This window comes from Paenibacillus sp. plas6 (assembly GCF_057221655.1).
In genome coordinates, this window is the sequence record NZ_CM170151.1 from 3,716,760 (window position 1) to 3,738,788 (window position 22,029).

General features: G+C 40.5%; 20 protein-coding genes and 1 other annotated feature. Of the genes, 19 read left to right on the plus strand and 1 reads right to left on the minus strand.

Annotation, left to right across the window (positions count from 1 at the left end):
• The first annotated feature begins 5 nt into the window (after positions 1–5).
• From cobA to murC, 8 genes are all read left to right on the plus strand, one after another.
• A complete protein-coding gene (cobA, locus tag AC2TDL_RS16335) occupies positions 6–1,556 on the plus strand; it encodes a uroporphyrinogen-III C-methyltransferase (RefSeq protein WP_484697124.1) in 1,551 nt (516 codons plus the stop codon).
• Positions 1,557–1,594: 38 nt separating this feature from the next.
• Positions 1,595–2,587: a porphobilinogen synthase gene (gene hemB, locus AC2TDL_RS16340; protein ID WP_484697125.1), complete on the plus strand. Its 993-nt coding sequence runs from the start codon at positions 1,595–1,597 to the stop codon at positions 2,585–2,587.
• Positions 2,588–2,626: 39 nt separating this feature from the next.
• The gene (hemL, locus tag AC2TDL_RS16345; RefSeq protein WP_484697126.1) at positions 2,627–3,916 is read left to right on the plus strand and encodes a glutamate-1-semialdehyde 2,1-aminomutase; all 1,290 of its coding nucleotides are present in this window, start codon (positions 2,627–2,629) and stop codon (positions 3,914–3,916) included.
• 19 nt (positions 3,917–3,935) lie between these two features.
• Positions 3,936–4,928, plus strand: coding sequence for an RluA family pseudouridine synthase (locus AC2TDL_RS16350; protein ID WP_484697127.1), 993 nt, complete (start codon positions 3,936–3,938; stop codon positions 4,926–4,928).
• 87 nt (positions 4,929–5,015) lie between these two features.
• Positions 5,016–6,539, plus strand: a complete 1,524-nt coding sequence (locus AC2TDL_RS16355) for a LysM peptidoglycan-binding domain-containing protein (protein ID WP_484697128.1) — start codon at positions 5,016–5,018, stop codon at positions 6,537–6,539.
• Positions 6,540–6,592: 53 nt separating this feature from the next.
• Positions 6,593–6,841 (plus strand) — a binding site (T-box leader).
• 53 nt (positions 6,842–6,894) lie between these two features.
• Positions 6,895–9,537, plus strand: coding sequence for a valine--tRNA ligase (locus AC2TDL_RS16360; RefSeq protein ID WP_484697129.1), 2,643 nt, complete (start codon positions 6,895–6,897; stop codon positions 9,535–9,537).
• A gap of 16 nt (positions 9,538–9,553) precedes the next feature.
• Complete coding sequence (locus AC2TDL_RS16365; protein WP_484697130.1) at positions 9,554–10,927, plus strand: bifunctional folylpolyglutamate synthase/dihydrofolate synthase; 1,374 nt, start codon at positions 9,554–9,556, stop codon at positions 10,925–10,927.
• 7 nt (positions 10,928–10,934) lie between these two features.
• Entirely contained in the window at positions 10,935–12,341 is a 1,407-nt protein-coding gene (gene murC, locus AC2TDL_RS16370; RefSeq protein WP_484697131.1) for a UDP-N-acetylmuramate--L-alanine ligase, read from the plus strand.
• Between the two features lie 135 nt (positions 12,342–12,476).
• Here murC and AC2TDL_RS16375 read toward each other — a convergent pair whose 3' ends face one another.
• Positions 12,477–13,187 carry an NPP1 family protein gene (locus tag AC2TDL_RS16375; protein ID WP_484701239.1) on the minus strand — a complete coding sequence of 237 codons (711 nt, stop codon included), beginning with the start codon at positions 13,185–13,187 and terminating at the stop codon, positions 12,477–12,479.
• A gap of 244 nt (positions 13,188–13,431) precedes the next feature.
• Between AC2TDL_RS16375 and AC2TDL_RS16380 the strand changes: the two genes are divergently transcribed.
• The 11 genes from AC2TDL_RS16380 to minD all read left to right on the plus strand — a co-directional run bounded on the left by AC2TDL_RS16380 (position 13,432) and on the right by minD (position 22,002).
• Positions 13,432–14,880, plus strand: coding sequence for an SPOR domain-containing protein (locus tag AC2TDL_RS16380; protein ID WP_484697132.1), 1,449 nt, complete (start codon positions 13,432–13,434; stop codon positions 14,878–14,880).
• Positions 14,881–14,947: 67 nt separating this feature from the next.
• Complete coding sequence (locus AC2TDL_RS16385) at positions 14,948–15,190, plus strand: DUF4321 domain-containing protein (RefSeq protein WP_484697133.1); 243 nt, start codon at positions 14,948–14,950, stop codon at positions 15,188–15,190.
• 27 nt (positions 15,191–15,217) lie between these two features.
• Positions 15,218–15,985, plus strand: coding sequence for a Maf family protein (locus AC2TDL_RS16390; RefSeq protein ID WP_484697134.1), 768 nt, complete (start codon positions 15,218–15,220; stop codon positions 15,983–15,985).
• Between the two features lie 110 nt (positions 15,986–16,095).
• Positions 16,096–16,479 (plus strand): DUF4183 domain-containing protein, encoded by a 384-nt coding sequence (locus AC2TDL_RS16395; RefSeq protein ID WP_484697135.1) that lies wholly within the window; start codon positions 16,096–16,098, stop codon positions 16,477–16,479.
• Between the two features lie 64 nt (positions 16,480–16,543).
• Positions 16,544–16,927, plus strand: coding sequence for a DUF4183 domain-containing protein (locus tag AC2TDL_RS16400; protein WP_484697136.1), 384 nt, complete (start codon positions 16,544–16,546; stop codon positions 16,925–16,927).
• Between the two features lie 371 nt (positions 16,928–17,298).
• Entirely contained in the window at positions 17,299–17,982 is a 684-nt protein-coding gene (radC, locus tag AC2TDL_RS16405; protein ID WP_484697137.1) for a RadC family protein, read from the plus strand.
• A gap of 41 nt (positions 17,983–18,023) precedes the next feature.
• On the plus strand, positions 18,024–19,046 hold the full coding sequence (locus tag AC2TDL_RS16410; RefSeq protein WP_484697138.1) for a rod shape-determining protein: 1,023 nt from the start codon (positions 18,024–18,026) through the stop codon (positions 19,044–19,046).
• Positions 19,047–19,070: 24 nt separating this feature from the next.
• A complete protein-coding gene (gene mreC, locus AC2TDL_RS16415) occupies positions 19,071–19,967 on the plus strand; it encodes a rod shape-determining protein MreC (RefSeq protein ID WP_484697139.1) in 897 nt (298 codons plus the stop codon).
• 2 nt (positions 19,968–19,969) lie between these two features.
• Entirely contained in the window at positions 19,970–20,494 is a 525-nt protein-coding gene (mreD, locus tag AC2TDL_RS16420) for a rod shape-determining protein MreD (protein WP_484701241.1), read from the plus strand.
• 50 nt (positions 20,495–20,544) lie between these two features.
• A complete protein-coding gene (locus tag AC2TDL_RS16425; RefSeq protein ID WP_484697140.1) occupies positions 20,545–21,207 on the plus strand; it encodes a septum site-determining protein MinC in 663 nt (220 codons plus the stop codon).
• A 3-nt stretch (positions 21,208–21,210) separates the two neighbouring features.
• Complete coding sequence (minD, locus tag AC2TDL_RS16430; RefSeq protein ID WP_484697141.1) at positions 21,211–22,002, plus strand: septum site-determining protein MinD; 792 nt, start codon at positions 21,211–21,213, stop codon at positions 22,000–22,002.
• Positions 22,003–22,029: the final 27 nt, after the last annotated feature.

The following is a 22,029-nucleotide window of genomic DNA, read 5'->3' on the forward strand; positions in this document are numbered from 1 at the left end:
AGAGGATGAATAAGGGGAAAGTGTATTTGGTTGGAGCGGGTCCAGGTGATCCAAGGCTTATTACAATTCGCGGTATGCAATGCATCAAAGAATGTACGGCAATTGTTTATGATCGCCTGGCTAGTCCGATACTGCTGCGTTATGCAAGACCAGATGTCGTACGTATCTATGTTGGTAAGCTTCCAGATCGCCATACAATGAAGCAGGAAGAAATTAATCAGTTGTTAGTTGACTTAGCGCTTCAGGGGCATATCGTTACTCGTTTGAAGGGCGGCGATCCGACAATTTTTGGCCGAGTTGGGGAAGAGGCGGAATTGCTTAATCAACACGGGATTCCGTTTGAGATTATACCAGGTATTACTTCAGCGATTTCAGTCCCTGCTTATGCAGGGATTCCTGTTACGCATCGTGAACATGCCTCATCCTTTTCCGTTATTACTGGCCATGAAAGTCCAGATAAGCTGGAACGCTCGATCTACTGGGATAAGGTTACGAATGCGACAGGAACTTTGCTATTCCTTATGGGGGTTGCCAAAATCGATTACATATCTAAACAGTTGATGAAGCATGGTCGCAGCCCTCTAACTCCAGTAGCGTTAGTGCGCTGGGGAACAACACCAGAGCAAGAAACGCTTGTTGGTACATTAGAAACCATAGCAGATTTAGTTAAGCAGCATAATTTTGAACCGCCAGCCGTTATTATTGTTGGCGATGTAGTTAAGCAACGTGAATCATTGCAATGGTATGAAAAGATGCCATTGTTCGGATTAAGAGTTTTAGTCACTCGCGCTCGCGCACAAGCAAGTGAATTTGCCGAAAAGATTGAACGGCTCGGCGGAGAACCGTGTGAATTTCCGGTTATTGAAATCCGCAAGCCGAAACAGCAAGAGGTACTTACCCATATAAAGGATTGTATTGAACAAGCTGAGCAATATGACTGGCTAGCATTTACGAGCGTTAACGGCGTCGATTACTTTTTTCAGGCATTGCTTGAACAGCAAGTTGATGTACGTCGTTTTTATCGAGCCAAAATCGCTGCAGTTGGTCCTAAGACAAAGGAAAGTTTGGAGCAGCGAGGTTGGCAAGTGGACTTGCAAGCTAGCCGCTATGACGCAGAAGGCTTGGTTGAAGTGTTGGCAGAGGCTATGCAGCCTGGAGAGCGTATACTGTTGCCGCGCGGGGATCTTGCACGTTCTGTTTTGCCAGAACAGCTGAGAAAGCATGATATAATCGCAGATGAGATTAGTGTTTATGAGACAGTTATGCCTGATAAACAGGAGCCAATTGTGCTCGACTGGATTAGAAATAATCATATTCATATAATAACCTTTACGAGTTCCTCGACTGTTCATAATTTAGTGAAAGTACTTAAGCGTCATGGCTTTGAAGATCCGATCGCTTTGTTATCCAAGTATCCAATCGCTAGTATTGGACCGATTACTTCAGAAACTATTCGTGGATATGGGTTGCAAGTGACGGTAGAAGCAGAGGAAGCAACGATTGACTCGCTAGTTGCAGCTTTAGTTCTTTATAACGCTAAAAGACAGAATTCATAACACCAAGACCAAACAAAAAAATTTAGGAGGAAGCATTTATGACTTTTCCAATTACCCGTAACCGCAGATTGCGTCGTACAGCAGCATTGCGCAGTATGGTGCGTGAGAATACTTTGCGTGCAGAAGATTTAATTTATCCGATTTTTGTAACACATGGTGAAGGCGTGAAGGAAGAAATTCCATCTATGCCGGGAGTTTATCATCTTTCTTTAGATTTATTAAAACAAGAAATTGATGAAGTTGTTGAGCTTGGGATCCCGGCCGTACTTATTTTTGGTGTGCCAGCATATAAAGATGAGCTTGGCAGCTCTGCCTACGATGATAACGAAATCGTACAACAAGCGATTCGCAAAATAAAAGAATGGGCACCAGGTCTTGTTGTAATCGCCGATACATGCCTATGCCAATTTACTGACCACGGTCATTGCGGAGTAGTTCATGTAGAGCAGGCAACAGGTGAGGCAGTGATTGATAACGATGAATCTTTGCAGTTGCTTGTTAAAACTGCGGTATCGCAGGCTAAGGCAGGTGCAGACATTATTGCTCCTTCTAATATGATGGATGGCTTCGTAGCAGCAATTCGTCAAGGATTGGATGAAGCCGGCTTTTCTCATATTGCGATTATGTCTTATTCCGTGAAATATGCATCTGCATTTTATGGTCCATTCCGTGATGCTGCTCATTCAGCGCCTCAATTTGGTGATCGTAAAACTTATCAAATGGATCCGGCTAATGCGCTTGAAGCATTGCGTGAGGCTGACAGCGATGTAGCAGAAGGGGCAGACTTCTTAATGGTTAAACCCGCACTTGCTTATCTAGATATCGTGCGTACACTTGCAGATCAATTTGACCTGCCGATTGTCGCTTATAATGTAAGTGCAGAATATTCAATGGTTAAAGCTGCGGCGGCTAGTGGCTGGATTAATGAGCAAGCGATTGTGCTTGAAACATTGCTTGGCATGAAGCGGGCAGGAGCAAACCTAATTATTACTTATCATGCAAAAGATGCAGTAAGATGGCTTAAAGGCTAATTCGTTAAAATGTTGAAAGGTTAAAGGAGGAGCTGTAGGATGAGCAAGCGTATTGATACATTGTCTAAACAAGCATTTGAACGAGCAAAAAAAGTAATTCCTGGCGGCGTGAACAGTCCAGTTCGTGCCTACAAATCGGTTGGCTTAACGCCAGTTTACGTTGAACGAGGTGCAGGAAGTAAAATTTATGATATTGATGGAAATCAATATATTGACTATATCCTATCCTGGGGACCGCTTATTGCTGGTCATGCTCATCCAGAAGTTGTTCAAGCGCTGCAAGAGACTGCTGCGAAGGGGACTAGCTTTGGCGCGCCAACAGAGCTTGAAACATTAATGGCTGAGCTTGTTGTGGAGCGTGTACCGTCCGTTGATATTGTACGTATGGTTAATTCAGGTACAGAAGCAACAATGAGTGCGTTGCGTTTGGCAAGAGGTTACACAAATCGTCCGAAAATTTTAAAATTCGAAGGCTCTTACCACGGACATGCGGATAGCTTGTTAATTAAAGCTGGCTCAGGTGTTGCAACTTTAGGCTTGCCTGATTCACCAGGCGTGCCGCAATCTGTTGCGCAAAATACGATTACAGTTCCATACAATGATTTAGAAAGCGTAAAGTTGGCATTCCAGCGTTACGGTGAGGAGCTTGCTTGTGTAATCGTTGAACCAATTGCAGGAAATATGGGCGTAGTGCCTCCGCTTCCAGGCTTTTTAGAGGGATTAAGAGAGATTACAAAGCAATACGGTACGTTACTTATTTTTGACGAGGTAATGACAGGTTTCCGTGTAGATTATCATTGTGCGCAAGGCAGATTCGGCGTTACTCCTGACTTAACTTGCTTCGGTAAAGTAATTGGCGGAGGTTTGCCTGTCGGTGCATATGGCGGCCGTCGTGAAATCATGGAGCAAATCGCGCCTAGCGGTCCGATTTATCAAGCAGGTACTCTATCAGGCAATCCTTTGGCGATGGTTGCAGGCTATACTACATTAAAGCTAATGACGAAAGAAGCTTATCAGCAGCTAGAAGTGAAGGCAGCAAGACTGCAACAAGGATTTGAAGAAAACGCTAAGGAATATGGTATTCCGCTTACCGTTAATCGAGTGGGCTCCATGGTTTGTCCGTTTTTCACTGATCAAAAGGTAATCAATTTTGAAACTGCGAAAACATCAAATCTAACTCATTTTACAAGTTACTTTGGGCATATGTTAGATCAGGGCATTAGTGTCCCACCATCCCAATTTGAAGGGCTGTTCCTCTCCACTGCACATAGTGACGAGGATATAGAGCGGACCATTGAAGCGCAACGTTATGCATTATCACAGCTGTAGTCATTGCTGTTGATTTGAGGTGAAAAAATTGAGTGTAAACTATGTTAATCTGAGCGGTTTAATTACTCGCGAAGGAACGGATTTAGTGCTTGACTATAAAGGCTTAGCGAAGCGTTTAAACAAGGAGCAGGTGAAATATCAGCCTGAGATTGGCAGTCATCCTCATATTGTTCGTCAATGGTTACTTGCATGCGACGTTTTTCCTGTCAAATGGATTAATCGCATTTTCTCAGTAGGCGGCATTAAGTGGGTTGGAGATAAGCTATATTTACTTGCCTATAATTATGCAGATCTGTCCCAGGATGATGATTATCGTGCTGCACAAACGGAGCATAAATCAGGAGCTGCACGGATTGAAGTATTGTATGAGGATGAGCATTTATTAGTTGCTAACAAACCTGCCGGCATGCCAGTTCACGGGGCAAACAAAGGACAACGTAACAGTCTAGATGTAGCTGTCGCTGTTCATATGTTGCGGCAAAATGATCCGCTTATTGTAAGACATATTCATCGTTTGGATGATGATACATCGGGGCCAGTTCTATATGCAAAAAATGAACTTGCACAGCAGCGTTTGGATGAGCAAATGAGAAATAAACAAATTGAGCGACAATATTTAGCGATTGTCCATGGCAAGCTGCGCAACAAAAAAGGAACGATTGCTGAGCCGATTGGCAAAGATCGTCATCAACCTAAACGGAGAATTGTTACTCCTAAAGGAGAAAGTGCAATTACCCATTATGAGCTGCTTGAGGCTGGAGAGCTTTATTCGATCGTTAAGCTGCAACTAGAAACAGGCAGAACTCATCAAATTCGTGTACATATGAGCCATATTCGTCATCCGTTAGTTGGTGATTTTCTATATGGCGGTAATACGGAGCTGCTTAGTCATCAAGCTTTACATGGAGCAAGCTTAACCTTTTTCCATCCGTTATCTGGCGAGAAGATTGTTATTGAAGCAAAACCGCCGGCTTGGTTTGGAGAAATAAAACAATATATTGCAAAAAGTTAGTCATGCTACGCATTCCTGCACCATATAGATAAATAGTGAAAGCTTACGTTATACAAGCATTCATTATTGGTGAAGGGAGGCTTTTTCGTGTCTAATGGCAATCAAGGACTTCGATTTGATATTTATGAGCGCGTGCATTTGCCTGATAATGTAGCGGGTATTGATGAGCTTGAGGAAATTGAGCTTGTTCCGCGTATTCAAGTGATAGAGCAAGGAGAAAATGCTATTTTACAAGGGCAGCTTGTATTGAATGGAATTTATCGAGCGCAAGGAACAGAAGGCGAGCAGGTTGCTCTTGAACATTGGATACCGGTTGAAATTACATTACCGCTAAATCGCGTTACAACATTGTCTGAGGTTACGGTTGATATCGATACATTTGATGTTGTGCTGCTATCCTCTAGAGCGCTTAATTTGACAGGGATATTGTCACTAAGAGGTATTGTGCTGGAGCAAGAAGAAAGCAATAGCTGGGACAGTGAAGTGTTCACTGTATCTCATTCGCGCGGCAGCGACGATCAAGATGCAGAATATGCATATGAGGAACAAGAAAAAACAGAGCAGCAAGCTCAAAATGAGTATTATGACTCGAATGAGAACGGCTTGTCTTTTTACGCGGAAGAGGTGCGCAATGCTCAAGAGGAAGCGGAGGAAGCAGAAAGGGTTGAGGCAGAGAAGTACGAAGGTCAACAGCTTAGCTATTTGCAGCAGCTCGAACTTCGTTATGGGCAGCTAGCTACGCAGGAGGAGCAGTATCAGAGGTCTGAGCAACAGGAGCAATACGAACAATATGAGCAATATGAGCAACAGGAGCAATATGAACAGTACTCACAAGAAGCAGATGATACACAGACGGAAGTAAATGAGCAGGAAGTTTTACTAACACGATCATCAGATAATAAAGCTGCAAATGAGGAAGAAAGTGTGCGGTACACTGAAAGTGAAAATAAACAAGACAGTAACACCGATGTTTACGCACCATTACAAACGGTGTATGCTGCAACGGAGGAAGTAGACTCGCGCACAGAACAAGAAGAGCAGTTTGCAGAGCATAATAACAATGAAGAGATCCAATGGTCTTCTTCATCATGGGATACGCCAAAAGATGCAGAAGATTCGTTGCAACAGGAGGAACGCGAGTCAACCTTGCAATCACTCCAGCTTGATGAAGAAAATCCAGAGCAGGTGCCTGAGCTGGAAAAGGTCGATCAGTCACTTGCAGAACCGCCAATTGAACGAGAGCTTCATATCGCGCTTAATGCCAATCAAAAAGAGCAAAATGAAGTGTTAGGCATTCGTACAATACTCAATTCTAGTTTGCGTGAACAGGCAGCACAGCAAGCTGCAAGTTTACAACAAGAACAAGAGCGTGAGCGTGATGAGCAAGAAAAGAAACGCTCTAATGATGAGCAAATTGAATGGAAGCAGCTATTTTTAAGCAAACGACAAGAGCAGAACGAATTTAAGCGGATCAGAATGTGCATTGTCCAGAAAGAAGATACACTTGAGCAAATCGCTTCTCGTTACAGTGTTAATCCGCGCGATATTTTACAACATAATAATTTGTTCGAATCGGCAATTACAGAAGGACAGCTATTGTATATACCTTAATAGCGAATAAAATTGACTAGTTGCTCGTCTTACGTTATTATATTGATATATGTGTAATAATGTTGATGAGGAATAATATACATTTGTTTCCTTCAGAGAGTAGAGCTGTTCGCTGAAAGGCTCTATAGGTTAACGTGTATATGGGTCGCCTCTGAATTGCCAGGCTGAACGCAAAGATTTTTGTCATTAGGTGTGGCCGGTTACAGCCGTTATCTGTTAAAGTGCCATATGCTCAAGCAGTTTTACTGCTTACATATGGAATGAAGGTGGTACCACGGAAGCTTAAGCCTTTCGTCCTTTTAATTAAGGATGAGGGCTTTTTTTATTGCATATTTAATTTGTGGAGGATGAAGATATGTCAGACAATCAATCTAAATTGAGCATGCCAACAACTTATGATCCAAAAGCTGCTGAACAAAAGTGGTATGATTTTTGGATTAAAAATAACTTCTTTCAAGCTGGCAAGCGTCCAGATGCAGAGCCTTTTACAATTGTAATACCGCCGCCAAACGTTACTGGTATGCTGCATATTGGTCATGCGCTTGATTTCACTTTGCAAGATATTATTATTCGTCAAAAACGAATGCAGGGCTATGATGCTTTATGGCTGCCAGGTACGGACCATGCCGGGATTGCAACGCAAACAAAGGTAGAACAAAAACTGCGTGAGCAAGGCTTGTCGCGTCATGATCTTGGTCGTGAGAAGTTCCTTGAGCAAGTATGGGCTTGGAAAGATCAATATGCGAATACAATTCGTGAACAATGGAAAAAAATAGGACTTTCTCTTGATTACTCACGTGAGCGTTTTACGCTTGATGAAGGGCTTTCTAAGGCGGTGCGTGAAGTTTTCGTTCGCTTGTATGAGAAAGGCTTAATTTATCGCGGCAAAAAAATTATTAACTGGGATCCTGCAGCTCGTACTGCTCTTTCTGATATTGAAGTTATTTACAAGGAAGTTACAGGAAACCTGTATCATCTACGCTATCCATTGAAAAATGGTTCAGGATATATTACTGTTGCGACAACTCGTCCAGAAACGATGCTTGGAGATACAGCAGTTGCTGTACATCCAGAGGATGAACGCTATAAGCATTTAATCGGTGAAATGATTGTACTGCCAATCGTAGGTCGTGAAATTCCAATCATCGCCGATGAATATGTTGAGAAGGATTTTGGTTCAGGTGCGGTTAAAATTACTCCAGCCCATGATCCAAATGACTTTGAAGTTGGTGAGCGTCATAACTTGCCGCAAATCATCGTTATGGATGAAACAGGAACAATGAATGATGAAGCAGGTCCATACAAGGGCTTAGATCGCTTCGAATGCCGTAAAAAATTGGTTGCTGACCTGCAAGAGCAAGGCGTGTGCATAAAAATTGAGGAGCACGTACATCAAGTTGGTCATAGTGAGCGCAGTGGTGTTGTAGTTGAGCCATATTTATCTACGCAATGGTTCGTAAAAATGAAGCCACTTGCGGAAGCAGCAATAGCTGCACAAAAAGCAGGCAAAGGCGTTCAATTTATCCCAGAGCGTTTTGAGAAAATTTATCTTAACTGGATTGAAAATGTACGTGACTGGTGTATTTCTCGTCAGCTATGGTGGGGTCATCGTATCCCAGCTTGGTACAATGACGAAACTGGCGAAATTATCGTATCTCGTGAAGATCAAACAGATCCTAAGCTGCGTCAAGATAATGATGTATTGGATACTTGGTTTAGCTCTGCGCTATGGCCATTCTCTACACTTGGCTGGCCTGAGAAAACAGCAGACCTAGAGCGCTACTACCCAACAAATGTGCTAGTAACAGGCTACGATATTATTTATTTCTGGGTAGCACGCATGATCTTTACAGCGCTTGAGTTTACAGACCAAATTCCGTTCAAAGATGTGCTAATTCACGGTCTAGTGCGCGATAAAGATGGTCAAAAAATGTCCAAATCGCTTGGCAATGGTGTTGACCCAATCGATGTTATTGAACAATACGGTGCAGATGCAATGCGCTTTATGATTTCAACAGGCAGCACGCCAGGTCAAGATTTACGTTTCCGCTTTGAAAAAGTTGAACAAGCGCGTAACTTCGCAAACAAAATTTGGAACGCGTCTCGTTTTGCTTTAATGAACCTAGAAAACTTTAAATATGAAGATATTAATCTTAAAGGTAATTTGAGCACTGCGGATCGCTGGATATTGCATCGCTTAAATGAGACTGTGCGTGATGTTACTCGTTTAATGGACAGCTATGACTTCGGGGAAACTGGTCGCTTGCTTTACAATTTCATTTGGGACGATCTATGTGACTGGTATATCGAATTTTCTAAGCTTAGTCTTTATGGTGAGGATGAAGCAGCGAAAAAAGCGACTCAATCTGTGCTTGCATATGTATTAGATCGTACATTGCGTTTAATTCATCCGTTCATGCCGTTTATTTCGGAAGAAATTTGGCAGCACTTGCCGCATGAAGGTGAAACTATTACGCTTGCTTCATGGCCGACTTATGATGAGTCATTAGTTGCAGAGCAAGCAGTAAAAGAAATGGATCTATTAATGGATATGATTCGCTCTGTGCGAAATATTCGCGCTGAAGTGAATGTACCGATGAGCAAAAAGGTGGAAATGCTTGTTAAGCCGTCTTCCCAAGCGGAATATGATATTTTAATTTCTAACGAGGAGTTTATCAAACGTTTCTGTGGAACTAGCTCGCTAGAAATTTCGCTTGACATCGTTTCTCCAGATAAAGCAATGTCGGCTATCGTAACTGGCGCAGAGCTATATTTGCCGCTAGCTGGCTTAATTGATATTGCTCAAGAGATTGCTCGTTTAGAGAAAGAATTAGAGCATCTAAATAAAGAGGTAGAGCGAGTAGAGAAAAAGTTAGCTAATGAAGGTTTTGTTGCTAAAGCTCCTGCCAAAGTTATTGAAGAAGAGCGAGCTAAGATGAAGGACTATGCTGAAAAACGCGATAAGGTTATTCAACGAATTGCAGAACTTCGTAGCTAAGGAAGGGTGAGCTAAGATGGACGATAATAAAGCAGCTGCGAAGATGAGCAGCTATGACGAAGCAGTCGAATGGATTAATAGCTTAATTCCATTCGGCATTCGTCCGGGCTTAGAACGCATGATAAAATTGCTTGAGTCCTTTAACAATCCGCATCGTCGCTTGCGTGTTATTCATGTCGGCGGAACGAATGGAAAGGGCTCAGTCTGCTCCTTTTTAACCCATGCCTTAATTAAGGGTGGATATGATGTCGGGACATTTACTTCGCCATATATTACAAAATTTACGAATCGGATTCAGTATAATGGTCAAGATATTGAAGAGGATGTATTGCTGGAGTTAGCGAATAAAGTGCGACCATATGTTGAAGAAATGGCAGAAACTGAATTAGGCTCACCAACGATGTTTGAAGTGACGACATTAATAGCAATTCTTTATTATGGAACTGTAACATTTCCCCATTATGTCGTACTTGAAGTTGGGCTTGGCGGCCGCTTAGATGTAACGAATGTTGTTCATCCAGTCATTTCTGTCATTACAACGATCGGACATGATCATATGGATAAACTCGGCGATACACTTGAAAAAATCGCTTTTGAAAAAGCGGGGATTATAAAACCCGGTACGCCAGTTGTTGTTGGGGTAACGCAGCCAGAGGCAATTGAAGTCATCCGGGAGGTTGCTAAACAGAAAAAAAGTACAATGTATCTTTACCAACAGCAATTTGATCAAATGCCGCTATATGTTGATGAACATGAGCAGCAATTCCGCTTTGAAGGTCTATTTAGAAATATTGATGATGTAACGATTACGTTACAAGGTGAGCATCAACGTCATAATGCGTCTGTTGCACTTATGACGCTTGAAGTGCTTAGACAATATTATGCGCTCGTATTAGATGATGAGGATTTACTTGCAGGATTAAAGCAAACTACATGGCCGGGGCGTTTAGAGCAAATAAGCTCAAGCCCTCGTTTAATTATTGATGGTGCGCATAATCCTGAGGGAGCTGAAATGCTTGTTAAGTCGATAAAAACGACGTTCAAGTATAATAAATTGCATGTTATGTTGGCGATGATGAACAATAAGAATCACCATGACACATTAAAGCATATACTACCAATAGCGGATTCTGTAATTATTACAGAGGCTAATTTTCGTTCGACCTTAAGCGCTGAGCAACTATATGCCCAAGCGATGGACATTGTAAGTGAGCTTAATTTGCCGCTTGCACAGAACATAACGGTTGAACAAGATTGGAAGCAGGCATTGAAGCTGTTATTGGAACGAACGAACGAATCTGATATGGCTCTCGTTACAGGTACTTTATACTTAATCGGAGACGTACGATCGCATATGCTACACAACAAGGATGCGGAAAAAGGCTGGTGAATTCTCTTTGAAAGCAAATGAACAAGTTCATTTCATCGGGATTGGCGGTTACGGAGTCAGCGCAATTGCCAAAGTTATGTTAGAAATGGGCTATAAAGTTACAGGGTCTGATGTAGCAAAGTCTGCATTAGCTAAAAAGTTAGAGGAAAAAGGAGTAAACCTTAAGCTAGGTCATCATGCGGACAATATTGCTGGTGCTTCGCTTGTCGTTTATTCTGGGGCAGTTGCTCAGGATAATCCGGAGCTAGTTGCTGCAAAAGAAGCAGGTATACCTGTACTGCATCGTGCAGAAATGCTGGCAAGATTACTTAATGACACAAATGGCATCGCTGTGGCTGGGGCTCATGGCAAAACAACGACTTCCTCGATGATTGCGTTGGTGCTTGAACTAACAGAACAAGATCCTACTTATGTTATCGGTGGAGAAATTGTTAATCTAGGTACAAATGCCAAGGCAGGAAAAGGCAGCTATCTCGTAGCTGAAGCTGATGAAAGCGATGGATCATTTTTAAAATATAATCCAACCATCGCAGTTGTTACTAATATCGAAGCTGATCATTTAGAAAATTACGGCGGAGATTTTGAAAATATTAAGAAAGCATATGCGCAGTTTTTAAAACAGGTTAAGCCTAATGGTAAAGCAATTGTATGTCTAGATGATAAAAATATTCGTGAGCTATTGCCGCGGGTTTTTGGCGAGCAAGAGGAAGCTTCTAGTGCTAAATTAATTACGTACGGTATAGAGCAACCTGCACAGTACCGTGCAAGAAATATTGTTGAAGGGGATCGCTCAGTCAGCTTTGAGCTCTTCCATCACGAAAAATCTATAGGTACATTTAAGCTATCTGTTCCTGGAGTGCACAATGTATACAATGCAATGGCTACCATTATTGCCGCACATGAAGCTGGTGTAGCCTATGAAAAAATTAGTCAAGCTTTAGTACAATTTGCAGGAGCAAAGCGTCGCTTCCAAGTGCTTGCAGATACGAATGATATGCTAATTGTTGACGATTATGCACATCATCCGACTGAAATTGCCGCTACCATTAATGCTGCCAAAGCAACAGGTAAAGAAATTACTGTTGTCTTTCAGCCGCAGCGCTTTACGCGAACATACTATTTATTTGAGGAATTCGGGAAAGCTTTTCCTGAAGCAGATCATGTAATCATTACAGATATATACTCTCCAGCAGGAGAGAAAGCAATTGAGGGGGTTAGCTCAGAAAAGCTAGTTTCGCTCATTGCTGAAAATGGTCAACCTAATGTGGAATATATCGCCACAAAGGAGCAAGTGCTCGATAAGCTTAAGAAAACTATTGCCCCTGGTCGCATTATTATTACAATGGGAGCAGGCGATATTTGGAAAGTATCTCACGAGCTTGCTGACTATGTAAAGGAAGCCGCTAATTTATAACAATAGCGAAAGTCTCCACGAGCAAATACTTTTGCGATATATGCACGAACAGAGAAGCAGCCAGTAGCGCTGCTTCTCTGTTTATTTTTTTAGCGAATATGGATTAGCTAATCAGCGGCTTAATTAAAGAGGAACTTACTGATACCAAGCTTTCGCTATATTATTCATAAAGTTAGCGTCATTCATTGGTACATTTGCAGCTTCAAAGTCTGTAGTATTAAGTGCATTTCTTGCTGCCGTTGTTAAATCATTCCAATCAATAAGCGGCTGATAACCGCCTGTTGTATTTGTAATATACAAGGCATGATTTAGCGGCCAAATACTTTTATATTCAATCTTTGGATGTGTTCCATTAGTATTTGAGCTTGTTGGTGCTGCATTATAGAATTTACCATGCTGGGAATAGGAGATGGACAGAATTTGAGGGGTTGCAGCAGATGGATTATCAATCCATACGACAGCTGCTTCCCAATCATGTCTATGACCTAATCCAGTAGATGGTGAATCCTTAGGCATATACCAGGAATACATAATAGCATAAACTCCGTTATACCAAGTCGCACGTGAGTAGACTTGTCCAATGCTTGAGCTGCAGCCAGAGCTAGAGCCTCCCGTTGGTGCTAAGCCTCCACTCGTATTACCTGCGGCATCAACAGCAGGAAAAGGAACACAACCAGTAGTAACCTTTAGTGTAGGTTGAAATTGTTTAGCGACGATTTGTGCGGTTGTCGTAGGGGTAACTTCAGAAAAACCTACGACTTGGTCATGAGGGATCACAGCTGCATATACTGTCGGAACAAGAGTTACAAGCAATGATAACACAACTACAAATGTTAGCGTTTTCATTTTGCTCTTCATTAATTTATTCCTCCTTTAATTGTGATTCCACATTTTACAGGTAATATTTGAACTCCAGAGCTTACCTGCCCGTTTATCATAAAATGTTTGATTATCCGGCGTCAATATACTATTTTCGGCTGCTATACAATTTTCTATAAAACGTTAATTCTATCTTTTTTTATAGAAATCTAGCATACTCCTCCTCTTAAATTCATAGAATGATAATGTAATTGAGAAGGGAGAGATTCAGATGGAAAAACCTCATCGCATCACTTATCGCTTTGATAATAACGGCAATCGGATCGAGAATAAGCTGACAAATAATCAAAATAATCATTTTATCAATTCAAATAGAAGACAAGAAAATTTAGAATTGCGCAGTGAACAGTCCGTTGCAAATGATTCAGCAGCTCTACAAGAGCTTGAACAATTTGTCCAAAAAAAAATGAAGCTCCAAACAGTAAATGAAGTGCAAGAAACTCCGATGAAGCAATTTAACCAAGTTGAACCGTCAGAAAATGATAGGCAGGAAGAAGAGATGGTTTATATAAAGGAATCCGATCCATTGAATGTACAAGAAGAAGTATCACAATTAGAACAGCTTATAAAAGGTTACGATAATTACGACGATAGAGAGGTATTGGAAGAGCGAAAAAATAAGACAACAAAGCGGTTAGAAAGAGAAGATACATATGACACATTCGCAAAACATAACGATGAAGTAAAACAAGCATCGGAGCATGTTGTTTATAAGCAGGAGGAGAAACAACAGGATGCAATTCGCTCACTGAACTGGGTACGAAGCGCCTTATCGGTTATTGGTGCAATTGTATCTGGTTGTTTAATAGGATATTTATTTTTAGCGCTAATATTTGGCATTCATGTTTGGCCATTGTCCAGCATCTTAGGTTCATATCAAAAAATAATATCTGCAGAAGGCAGCATGAATAGTGATAAGATGCTTAACATTAACATGCAACAAAGCTACGGGCAAACATCAAATGACTTGAATAATGACAAGCAGCAAAATCTTACTAATCAAGACGCTGTACAAGCTGGTAATATGCTTTCATTGCCCCCACAAAGTTATCAATATTATGTGCTGCAAGCAGGAGTTTTTACGAAGCAAGATACAAGAGATGAAGTGATTGCTCGCTTGCAGCAAGCTGGCTATGCAGCAGAAATAACTGTCGACGATAGCAATCGTTATGTGGTTTATGCAGGCTTAGCAGCTTCTACAAACGAAGCAGAATATGTACAAGGACGGATTAAAAATATAGAAACGTATCGCAAGCAGCTTACACTAACATTACCGCAGCAGCTGCCGTTTAATGGGGATGCAGAATTATTAGATCAATATTTTCAAACGACAAATCACTTAATTACAATGTATGCAGATTTAGTTTCTGCTCAATTTGAGCAATCCAAATTTAGTGCAATTAATAAAGCAGCTGAGTCGGCATGGCAAGATCATTATAAGCATTGGTTAGCTATAAGCGAACAAGCATTACCGCTATGGGGAAGCATGGAGGATGCGCGGTTTGCTTCTAATTTGCAGGAGGCATTGCAGCAAGCAGATAACGAGCTGCTAAGTTATCAAACTGAGCCTAAATCTAAATATCTATGGAATGTTCAGCAATGGCTTGTGAAAGCGGTAGTGCTGCAAAAAGACTGGTTTGAGCAAGCAAATGGATTGTAATAGCAAAAACATGTGCGTATAATAAATAAGTGGAAATAGCATCCTATAGAAAGGAAATGACAGACAGATGAAAAAAAATAAGTGGACATTATTTTTATTACTACTTCTAGGGTTACTGGCTGGCTCTTTGGTTGCGTATTGGCTTGATGCTGTTCCTGGTCTTTCCTTTTTAACAAATGCTATTACAACAAGCTGGTCACCCTCATTCAATTTACATGCCATATCACTGGATATATCGTTAGAAATTAATATTACCTTGCTGAGCATCATTGGCATGCTTGTTGCAATCTGGTGCTATCGAAAAATGTAAACATTGAAATTAAGGGAGCATAATCTAATGTATAATAGAATGATTGAGCATACATATGAAACAATTCATCGACTTATATTAGCATCATCCTCGCCGCGCCGGAAGGAACTGGTCGCATCACTTGACCTTTCCTTGCCGGTTTCTGTTTTTTCTGTGGAGGTTGATGAGCATATCGAGCCATCATGGCAACCAGCTGATGCTGTAGAACGTCTTAGTTTAACGAAAGCGGATGCTGTACGTAAAGCAATACTGCAAAATACAGCTCCAGAAGAGATTTTAGCAGATTTGTCATTAATTTTATCTGCAGATACCGTTGTTGTGATTGATGGTCAAATTCTCGGCAAGCCTGCATCTGAAGAAGAGGCAATTTCGACATTAAAAAGATTACAAGGCAGAAGTCATCATGTATATAGCGGGGTGGCATTAATGTACAGCAATGCTGCTTCAGCAATTGATCGGATAGAAGAACTTCTAAGGAATGGTCAAGTAAAGGAAGTTCCTTTTGGTCAAATTGGACAACATAAATTGTTTCTGGAAGGAAATGGATCGGTTGTTGCTGCAATTGGTCACACTTGCAGCAGAGTAACATTTCGACCGATGACGGAAGATGAAATTGTTGCATATGTAAAATCAGGTGAGCCAATGGATAAGGCAGGTTCGTATGGTATTCAAGGTAAGGGAGCAATGTTTATCGAAAAGCTTGAAGGGGATTTCTATAGTGTAATGGGATTGCCGGTCAATTTGCTTTATCAAATGCTTTTAGCTTTTGGGATTAGCCCGTTTGCTAGAAGTTAATATTGTACAGAGACATTTTTTCAGTTGTATACGATCGTCATATGTCTGTTTCCTATCTTAGTAAACTATCATATCGTAATAGAAATAGTATATGATATGGAGCTGAAAAAATGAAAAATAACAGTATGAAATGTCAAGTTAATGGGATGGTGAAAAAGAAGAAGTGTAAAAAACGCATTATCGTAAAGCCTATCGTTAGACGCTACTTTTTCATTTGTCCGGAGAATATTGCTTTACTCGATACACTTTATATTATCAATGCTAATCAGTTTGTTAATGATAATGGAGAAGCCGTTCAAGGAATTCGACTGTTTGGTTCATCAGGTTACACAAATGTATTCATTAATGGTGTTATGCAGGCGAGCGGCTTGTTTCATATTAGCTCTAGTTCTCTTCAATTGAAGCCAACAGGGCAAACGATCTACAAAGGAACACCAATCATCATTGAAGTGATTGGATTTAAACTACTAAAAAAAGAAAGAATAATAGTTTAATGCCGTTTCCTAGCGAAAGCCTCTATCATAAAATGCTAGTATTCTAGACTTAGGAGGTTTTCAAATGGCTTTGCAAATTATGAAAATTGCAGTTCAAGCAACTTCAAGTGTTGAAGTAAATCCAGATGTACAGCGTTTCTTTTATGTGACAACGGCTCCAACAGCTGGTGGAAGTACGTTAACAATTGATGCAGCACAATTTTTTGATGATTCAGGTGCGGCAGTAACAGATTTGCCTGCACTTGCAGCGAACAACAGTGCGTTTAATGTATATATTAATGGTGTATTGCAAATGCAGGATCTATTTGCTTATACTCCAGGAGCTACTGGAACTGGTTCGTTAGCAATTACTGTTCCAGTTGGCGATGGACCGATATTACAAAATATACCGATTGTTTTGGAAGTTATTAATTTCGCACCATCTTCCACAATTACAGTTGAAACCTAAATTGGACATTTATGTAACTTTATGGAGGGGCGAAAACGATGTTTTTCGTCTTCCTCCATTAGCATTTTTTCATAATTAAGTGGTGTATATTAATTTTGATTCAGAACTGTGTGGTAATGATTACATATTTCAATTTGCAAAAATAGCTGATAAAGCTTGTAATTACAGTGTTTTAACGTAAATTAAAACGATTTAATTTTTCCATGCTGTGGATGACGAATGAACAACAATTTAATCTCACTGTTGTGGAAGACTATTCAGGGTACTATAATAGTTAAGTATTTACCTCTGAAGTATGAGAGCGCATATGCCGCAACAGTTGTTTTGGTTCATCTCTGAAGACATAATGATATAGAAAGGCGGGAGCAAAGATGCAAGGACAATTAATGCATCAGCTTCCCCATAATCAACGTCCAAGAGAGCGCATGATCGCATATGGGGCAGATGCTTTAAGTCATGCAGAGTTATTAGCGATATTACTTAGAACTGGCACGAAAAATCAGTCAGCGATCCAACTGGCTACAAATTTATTGCAGCAATGCGGATCTTTACGAGAGCTGGTTGATATGAGTGTTGAGGAGTTAACCTCGATAAAAGGGATTGGACAAGCAAAGGCGCTGCAGTTATTAGCTGGCATTGAGTTAGGAAAACGAGTAGCTCGCAGTAAGCTGGGTGAAGTTGTTACGGTACGCAGTCCGCGCGATGCAGCGTTATATATGATGGAAGAAATGCGTTATTTAAAAAAGGAACATTTTGTATGTCTCTTTTTGAATACGAAAAATCATATTATCGGTAAAGAAACACTTTCTATGGGAACACTAAATGCATCCCTCGTTCATCCACGCGAGGTATTTCGTGCCGCTATTCGCTCTAGCAGTGCGTCAATTATATGCATGCACAATCATCCAAGTGGCGATCCAACGCCAAGTAAAGAGGATATACAAATTACACAAAGGTTAGTTGAAGCGGGAACCTTGCTTGGTATTGAGATCCTTGATCATTTAATTATTGGCGATGGAATATTCGTTAGTTTGAAGGAGCAAGGTTATCTATAATATAATGATTAAGGATTGTCCGTCTAGAAGGGAGTTACATCATGTTAGGTACGAAAGATATTGGCATTGATTTAGGTACAGCAAACACATTAGTATATATTAAAGGTAAAGGCGTCGTCGTACGCGAGCCTTCTGTTGTTGCCGTACGTAATGATACAAAAGAGGTTGTTCAAGTCGGTGAGCAAGCTAAATTGATGATAGGACGCACACCGGGAAATATTAGTGCAATCCGTCCGATGAAAGATGGTGTGATCGCTGATTTCGATACGACGACAGCGATGATTAAATATTTTATAAATAAAGCATTGAAAAAACGTTCAATGTTTGGTAATCATCCTAACATTATGATTTGTGTGCCTTCAGGAATAACTGCAGTTGAAAAGCGTGCTGTAGAAGATGCGGCTAAACAAGCTGGTGCACGTGAAGCACAAACGATTGAAGAGCCATTTGCTGCAGCGATTGGTGCGAATTTACCTGTCTGGGAGCCAACTGGAAGTATGGTTGTTGATATTGGCGGTGGTACTACTGAAGTAGCAATTATTTCGCTTGGTGGCATTGTAACTAGTCGTTCAGTAAGAATTGCTGGGGATAGCATGGACGAGGCGATTATTCAATATATTAAAAAAGTATACAATTTATTAATCGGGGAGCGTACTGCAGAGCAGTTGAAAATTGAAATTGGTTCTGCTTTGCCGATGAAAGAGCTGCTTACCATGGATATTCGTGGTCGAGATATTTTGTCTGGATTACCGAAAACATTATCAATTTCATCTACAGAAATTACAGAAGCATTGACAGATACTGTAAGTGCAATTGTAGATGCTGTCAAAATTACTCTTGAGAAAAGTCCGCCTGAGCTTTCTGCAGATATAATGGACCGTGGTATCGTCTTAACAGGTGGCGGTGCGCTTCTAAAAAATTTAGATGAACTATTAAAAAAAGAAACGGGAATGCCGGTTATGGTGGCAGATAACGCATTAGATTGCGTTGCAGTTGGAACAGGTCTAGCACTAGAGCATATGGATCTTTTCAAAGGCAAATCAACGTTAAAATCGAAGCGTTAGAGCCTGCGAACCGTCATATGGCAGGTGACATTATTGTTTAATTTTCTAAAGAATAAACGTTTATTTATCTTGATGGTTGGCTTTCTATTATTAATTGTATTAATTGGTCTTACAATTGGTGGTAGAGAAAAAATTACTTGGCCTGAACGTTTTTTAAAAGACGCTGTTGGCTTTGTGCAGCAAATTGTTTACAGGCCCGCTGGTGCAGTAGCGGGCTTCTTTCAGGATATTGCAAAACTAGATGAGATTTACGAGGAAAATGAAGAGCTTCGTAAACTTGCTGCTGCTTATGCTCGCGATAAGGTTGAATATAATTTTATTAAGAGTGAAAATGAACGATTAAAGGAAGCATTGGAATTTAAAAAGCATCAAAGTGAAATGAATGACTATAAGTACATGATTGCGCAAGTTATTTCTATGAATAATGATGCAAATAATCGTACAATTAATATTAATCTTGGCTCCAAACATGGAGTGAAAAAAAATATGGCGGTTGTCACAGTCGATGGATTGGTCGGTTTAGTGAATAGTGTTTCACCGTTTACTGCTTCAGTAACACCGTACACAGAGCTTAATGCAACGACTTCAACATTTAATCCGATTAGTGCAACTGTCATGGGCAAGGAATCAGATTCATTCGGAATTTTATCAGATTATGATACTGAGCAAGAACGTATTTTGATGAGCAAAATTGGCGAGCACGATCCGATGCAGGAAGGCGATGTTGTTATTACATCGGGGCTTGGGAATGTTTATCCGCGAGGTTTGCGCATTGGTCAGATTGAATCTCTAAAAGTCGGAGATTATGGTTTAACTTATGTTGCTACAATAAAACCATTTGTCGATTTAAATAAGCTGACTGAGGTTTTTGTCGTGTATGCTCCGCAACAAAATAATGAGATAGAGGAGACTGAGTCGTGAGCATGAATCGAATTGTACTGCTCATGCTAGTTATTTTTATACTAGAAGGCTCTTTAATGCCATGGTTAATTCCTAGCAGCTACAGTGACCGAATAATTCCTCATTTTATTTTTGTCATTGTTATTTTTTCAGCGCTTTACGGCAGCCGCTATCAAGCGCTTTTTCTAGGTATGAGCTTCGGTTTGCTGCAGGATATCATTTATTATGGACATGTGATCGGTCCGCATTTTTTCTTTATGGGCTTAATTGGTTATTTAATAGGTGTAATCTTGGAGCGAAAAAAAGCAACCTTACTGCTGGCAATTTCCGTAGTTGGCTTTGCTTGCTTGGCTTATGATTCAGCCTTATATTTTGTATATTATATTTTTAGAATTACTAATGGTACCTATCCTTGGTCGTTAATACACTATATTTTACCTAGTTTGTTTTTACAGCTCGCATTCACGCTATGTGTCTATGTTCCTCTGCGTAAAATGTTTGAAAAACGCATGAAAAATGCAGAATCATCCGATGAAATCTATGAGTAAGCAGGAAAGTACTATGAGACCCACGAATACATTAGGTTGGAGGGACTTAGATGGCTGTAAAACAACATATTATTATCAAAGGTGTAAAAGATGGTCTGATTTTCCTTCTCGACGATCAATGTGATTTCGAGGATATCATTCAAGAACTTAAACACAAACTTGAAAAAACTCATCAGCAATTGCTTTCAGGACCATTAATTCATATAACCGTAAAGTCGGGTCAGCGTGTACTTACAGAGGAGCAGACGAAGCAATTTACTGATATTGTTCGTTCACAAGGTAATCTTATGATACAAGCAATTGAAAGTGAAGCTGCTCCACAAAAGCTTCGTGCACATGCTCAAATGAAAATTATGTCATGTATTGTTCGTTCAGGACAAGAAATAGAATATGATGGAGATTTGTTGTTGCTTGGAGATGTGCATCCAGGAGGAATTGTACGTTGTACAGGTGATATTTATGTAATGGGTTCGTTGAAAGGCGCTGCTCATGCAGGGATGGATGGACGTAGAGATGCGATTATAGTAGCTTCATTATTAAAACCAACCGCACTAAAAATTGCCGATATTATAAGTCAATCTGTAAATAATGATTCAGAAACGAGCGATGGCTTAATGGAATATGGTTACATAGACAATGAACAAATCTGCATACAGAAGCTGACGCTGTTACATCATGAAAATCGTATACCAGTAATTATGAGAGGAGTGTAGTCGATGGGTGAGGCTATTGTCGTTACATCAGGTAAAGGGGGAGTTGGTAAAACAACTACCACTGCTAATATAGGTACAGCACTTGCATTGTTAGGAAAAAAAGTAGTATTAGTAGATACAGATATTGGTTTACGTAATCTAGATGTAATCATGGGTTTAGAAAACCGTATTGTCTATGATCTTATTGATGTCGCAGAAAAACGTTGCCGTTTAGAACAGGCGCTTATTAAAGATAAACGCTTTGAGGAGTTGTACATGCTTCCTGCAGCTCAAACAAAGGACAAGGATGCCCTTAAACCAGATCAAATGCTGCAAATTATAACAGATTTAAAGCAAACACATGATTTTGTTATTATTGACTGTCCAGCTGGTATTGAGCAAGGCTTTCGAAATGCGATAGCAGGTGCGGAGCGTGCTATCGTTGTAACAACGCAAGAAACGGCTGCTGTTCGTGATGCTGATCGCGTAATCGGCTTATTAGAACAAAATAAAATTCCATCTAAGCTAATTGTCAATCGCGTTCGTCCTGCTATGATGAAGCGAGGAGAGGTGCTTGAAATTAATGATATCTGTCAGGTTTTGGCAATTGATTTGCTAGGTATTGTGCCTGAGGATGAAAAAGTAATTGCAGGTGCAAATTATGGAGAACCAGTTGCTTTGAATCCTACGTTTAAATCAGGCGTAGCTTATCGCAATATTGCAAGACGCATGTTAGGTGACATGGTGCCACTTATGACATTAGATGAAAAGGTTGGAACGCTGACGAGACTCCGTAAGTTTTTCGGAATGGGATGATATAAGTGTTAAACAAAATAAAACAGA

Bases quoted from the DNA above. Each gene is read 5' to 3' on its own strand.
- AC2TDL_RS16385 (WP_484697133.1), top strand. From the start codon at position 14,948: ATGAAAAAAAATAAGTGGACATTATTTTTATTACTACTTCTAGGGTTA.
- hemL (WP_484697126.1), top strand. From the start codon at position 2,627: ATGAGCAAGCGTATTGATACATTGTCTAAACAAGCATTTGAACGAGCA.
- minD (WP_484697141.1), top strand. From the start codon at position 21,211: ATGGGTGAGGCTATTGTCGTTACATCAGGTAAAGGGGGAGTTGGTAAA.
- mreD (WP_484701241.1), top strand. From the start codon at position 19,970: ATGAATCGAATTGTACTGCTCATGCTAGTTATTTTTATACTAGAAGGC.
- AC2TDL_RS16400 (WP_484697136.1), top strand. From the start codon at position 16,544: ATGGCTTTGCAAATTATGAAAATTGCAGTTCAAGCAACTTCAAGTGTT.
- AC2TDL_RS16390 (WP_484697134.1), top strand. From the start codon at position 15,218: ATGTATAATAGAATGATTGAGCATACATATGAAACAATTCATCGACTT.
- cobA (WP_484697124.1), top strand. From the start codon at position 6: ATGAATAAGGGGAAAGTGTATTTGGTTGGAGCGGGTCCAGGTGATCCA.
- AC2TDL_RS16365 (WP_484697130.1), top strand. From the start codon at position 9,554: ATGGACGATAATAAAGCAGCTGCGAAGATGAGCAGCTATGACGAAGCA.
- AC2TDL_RS16380 (WP_484697132.1), top strand. From the start codon at position 13,432: ATGGAAAAACCTCATCGCATCACTTATCGCTTTGATAATAACGGCAAT.
- AC2TDL_RS16375 (WP_484701239.1), bottom strand. From the start codon at position 13,187: ATGAAAACGCTAACATTTGTAGTTGTGTTATCATTGCTTGTAACTCTT.
- AC2TDL_RS16425 (WP_484697140.1), top strand. From the start codon at position 20,545: ATGGCTGTAAAACAACATATTATTATCAAAGGTGTAAAAGATGGTCTG.
- AC2TDL_RS16395 (WP_484697135.1), top strand. From the start codon at position 16,096: ATGAAAAATAACAGTATGAAATGTCAAGTTAATGGGATGGTGAAAAAG.
- AC2TDL_RS16360 (WP_484697129.1), top strand. From the start codon at position 6,895: ATGTCAGACAATCAATCTAAATTGAGCATGCCAACAACTTATGATCCA.
- radC (WP_484697137.1), top strand. From the start codon at position 17,299: ATGCAAGGACAATTAATGCATCAGCTTCCCCATAATCAACGTCCAAGA.
- hemB (WP_484697125.1), top strand. From the start codon at position 1,595: ATGACTTTTCCAATTACCCGTAACCGCAGATTGCGTCGTACAGCAGCA.
- AC2TDL_RS16410 (WP_484697138.1), top strand. From the start codon at position 18,024: ATGTTAGGTACGAAAGATATTGGCATTGATTTAGGTACAGCAAACACA.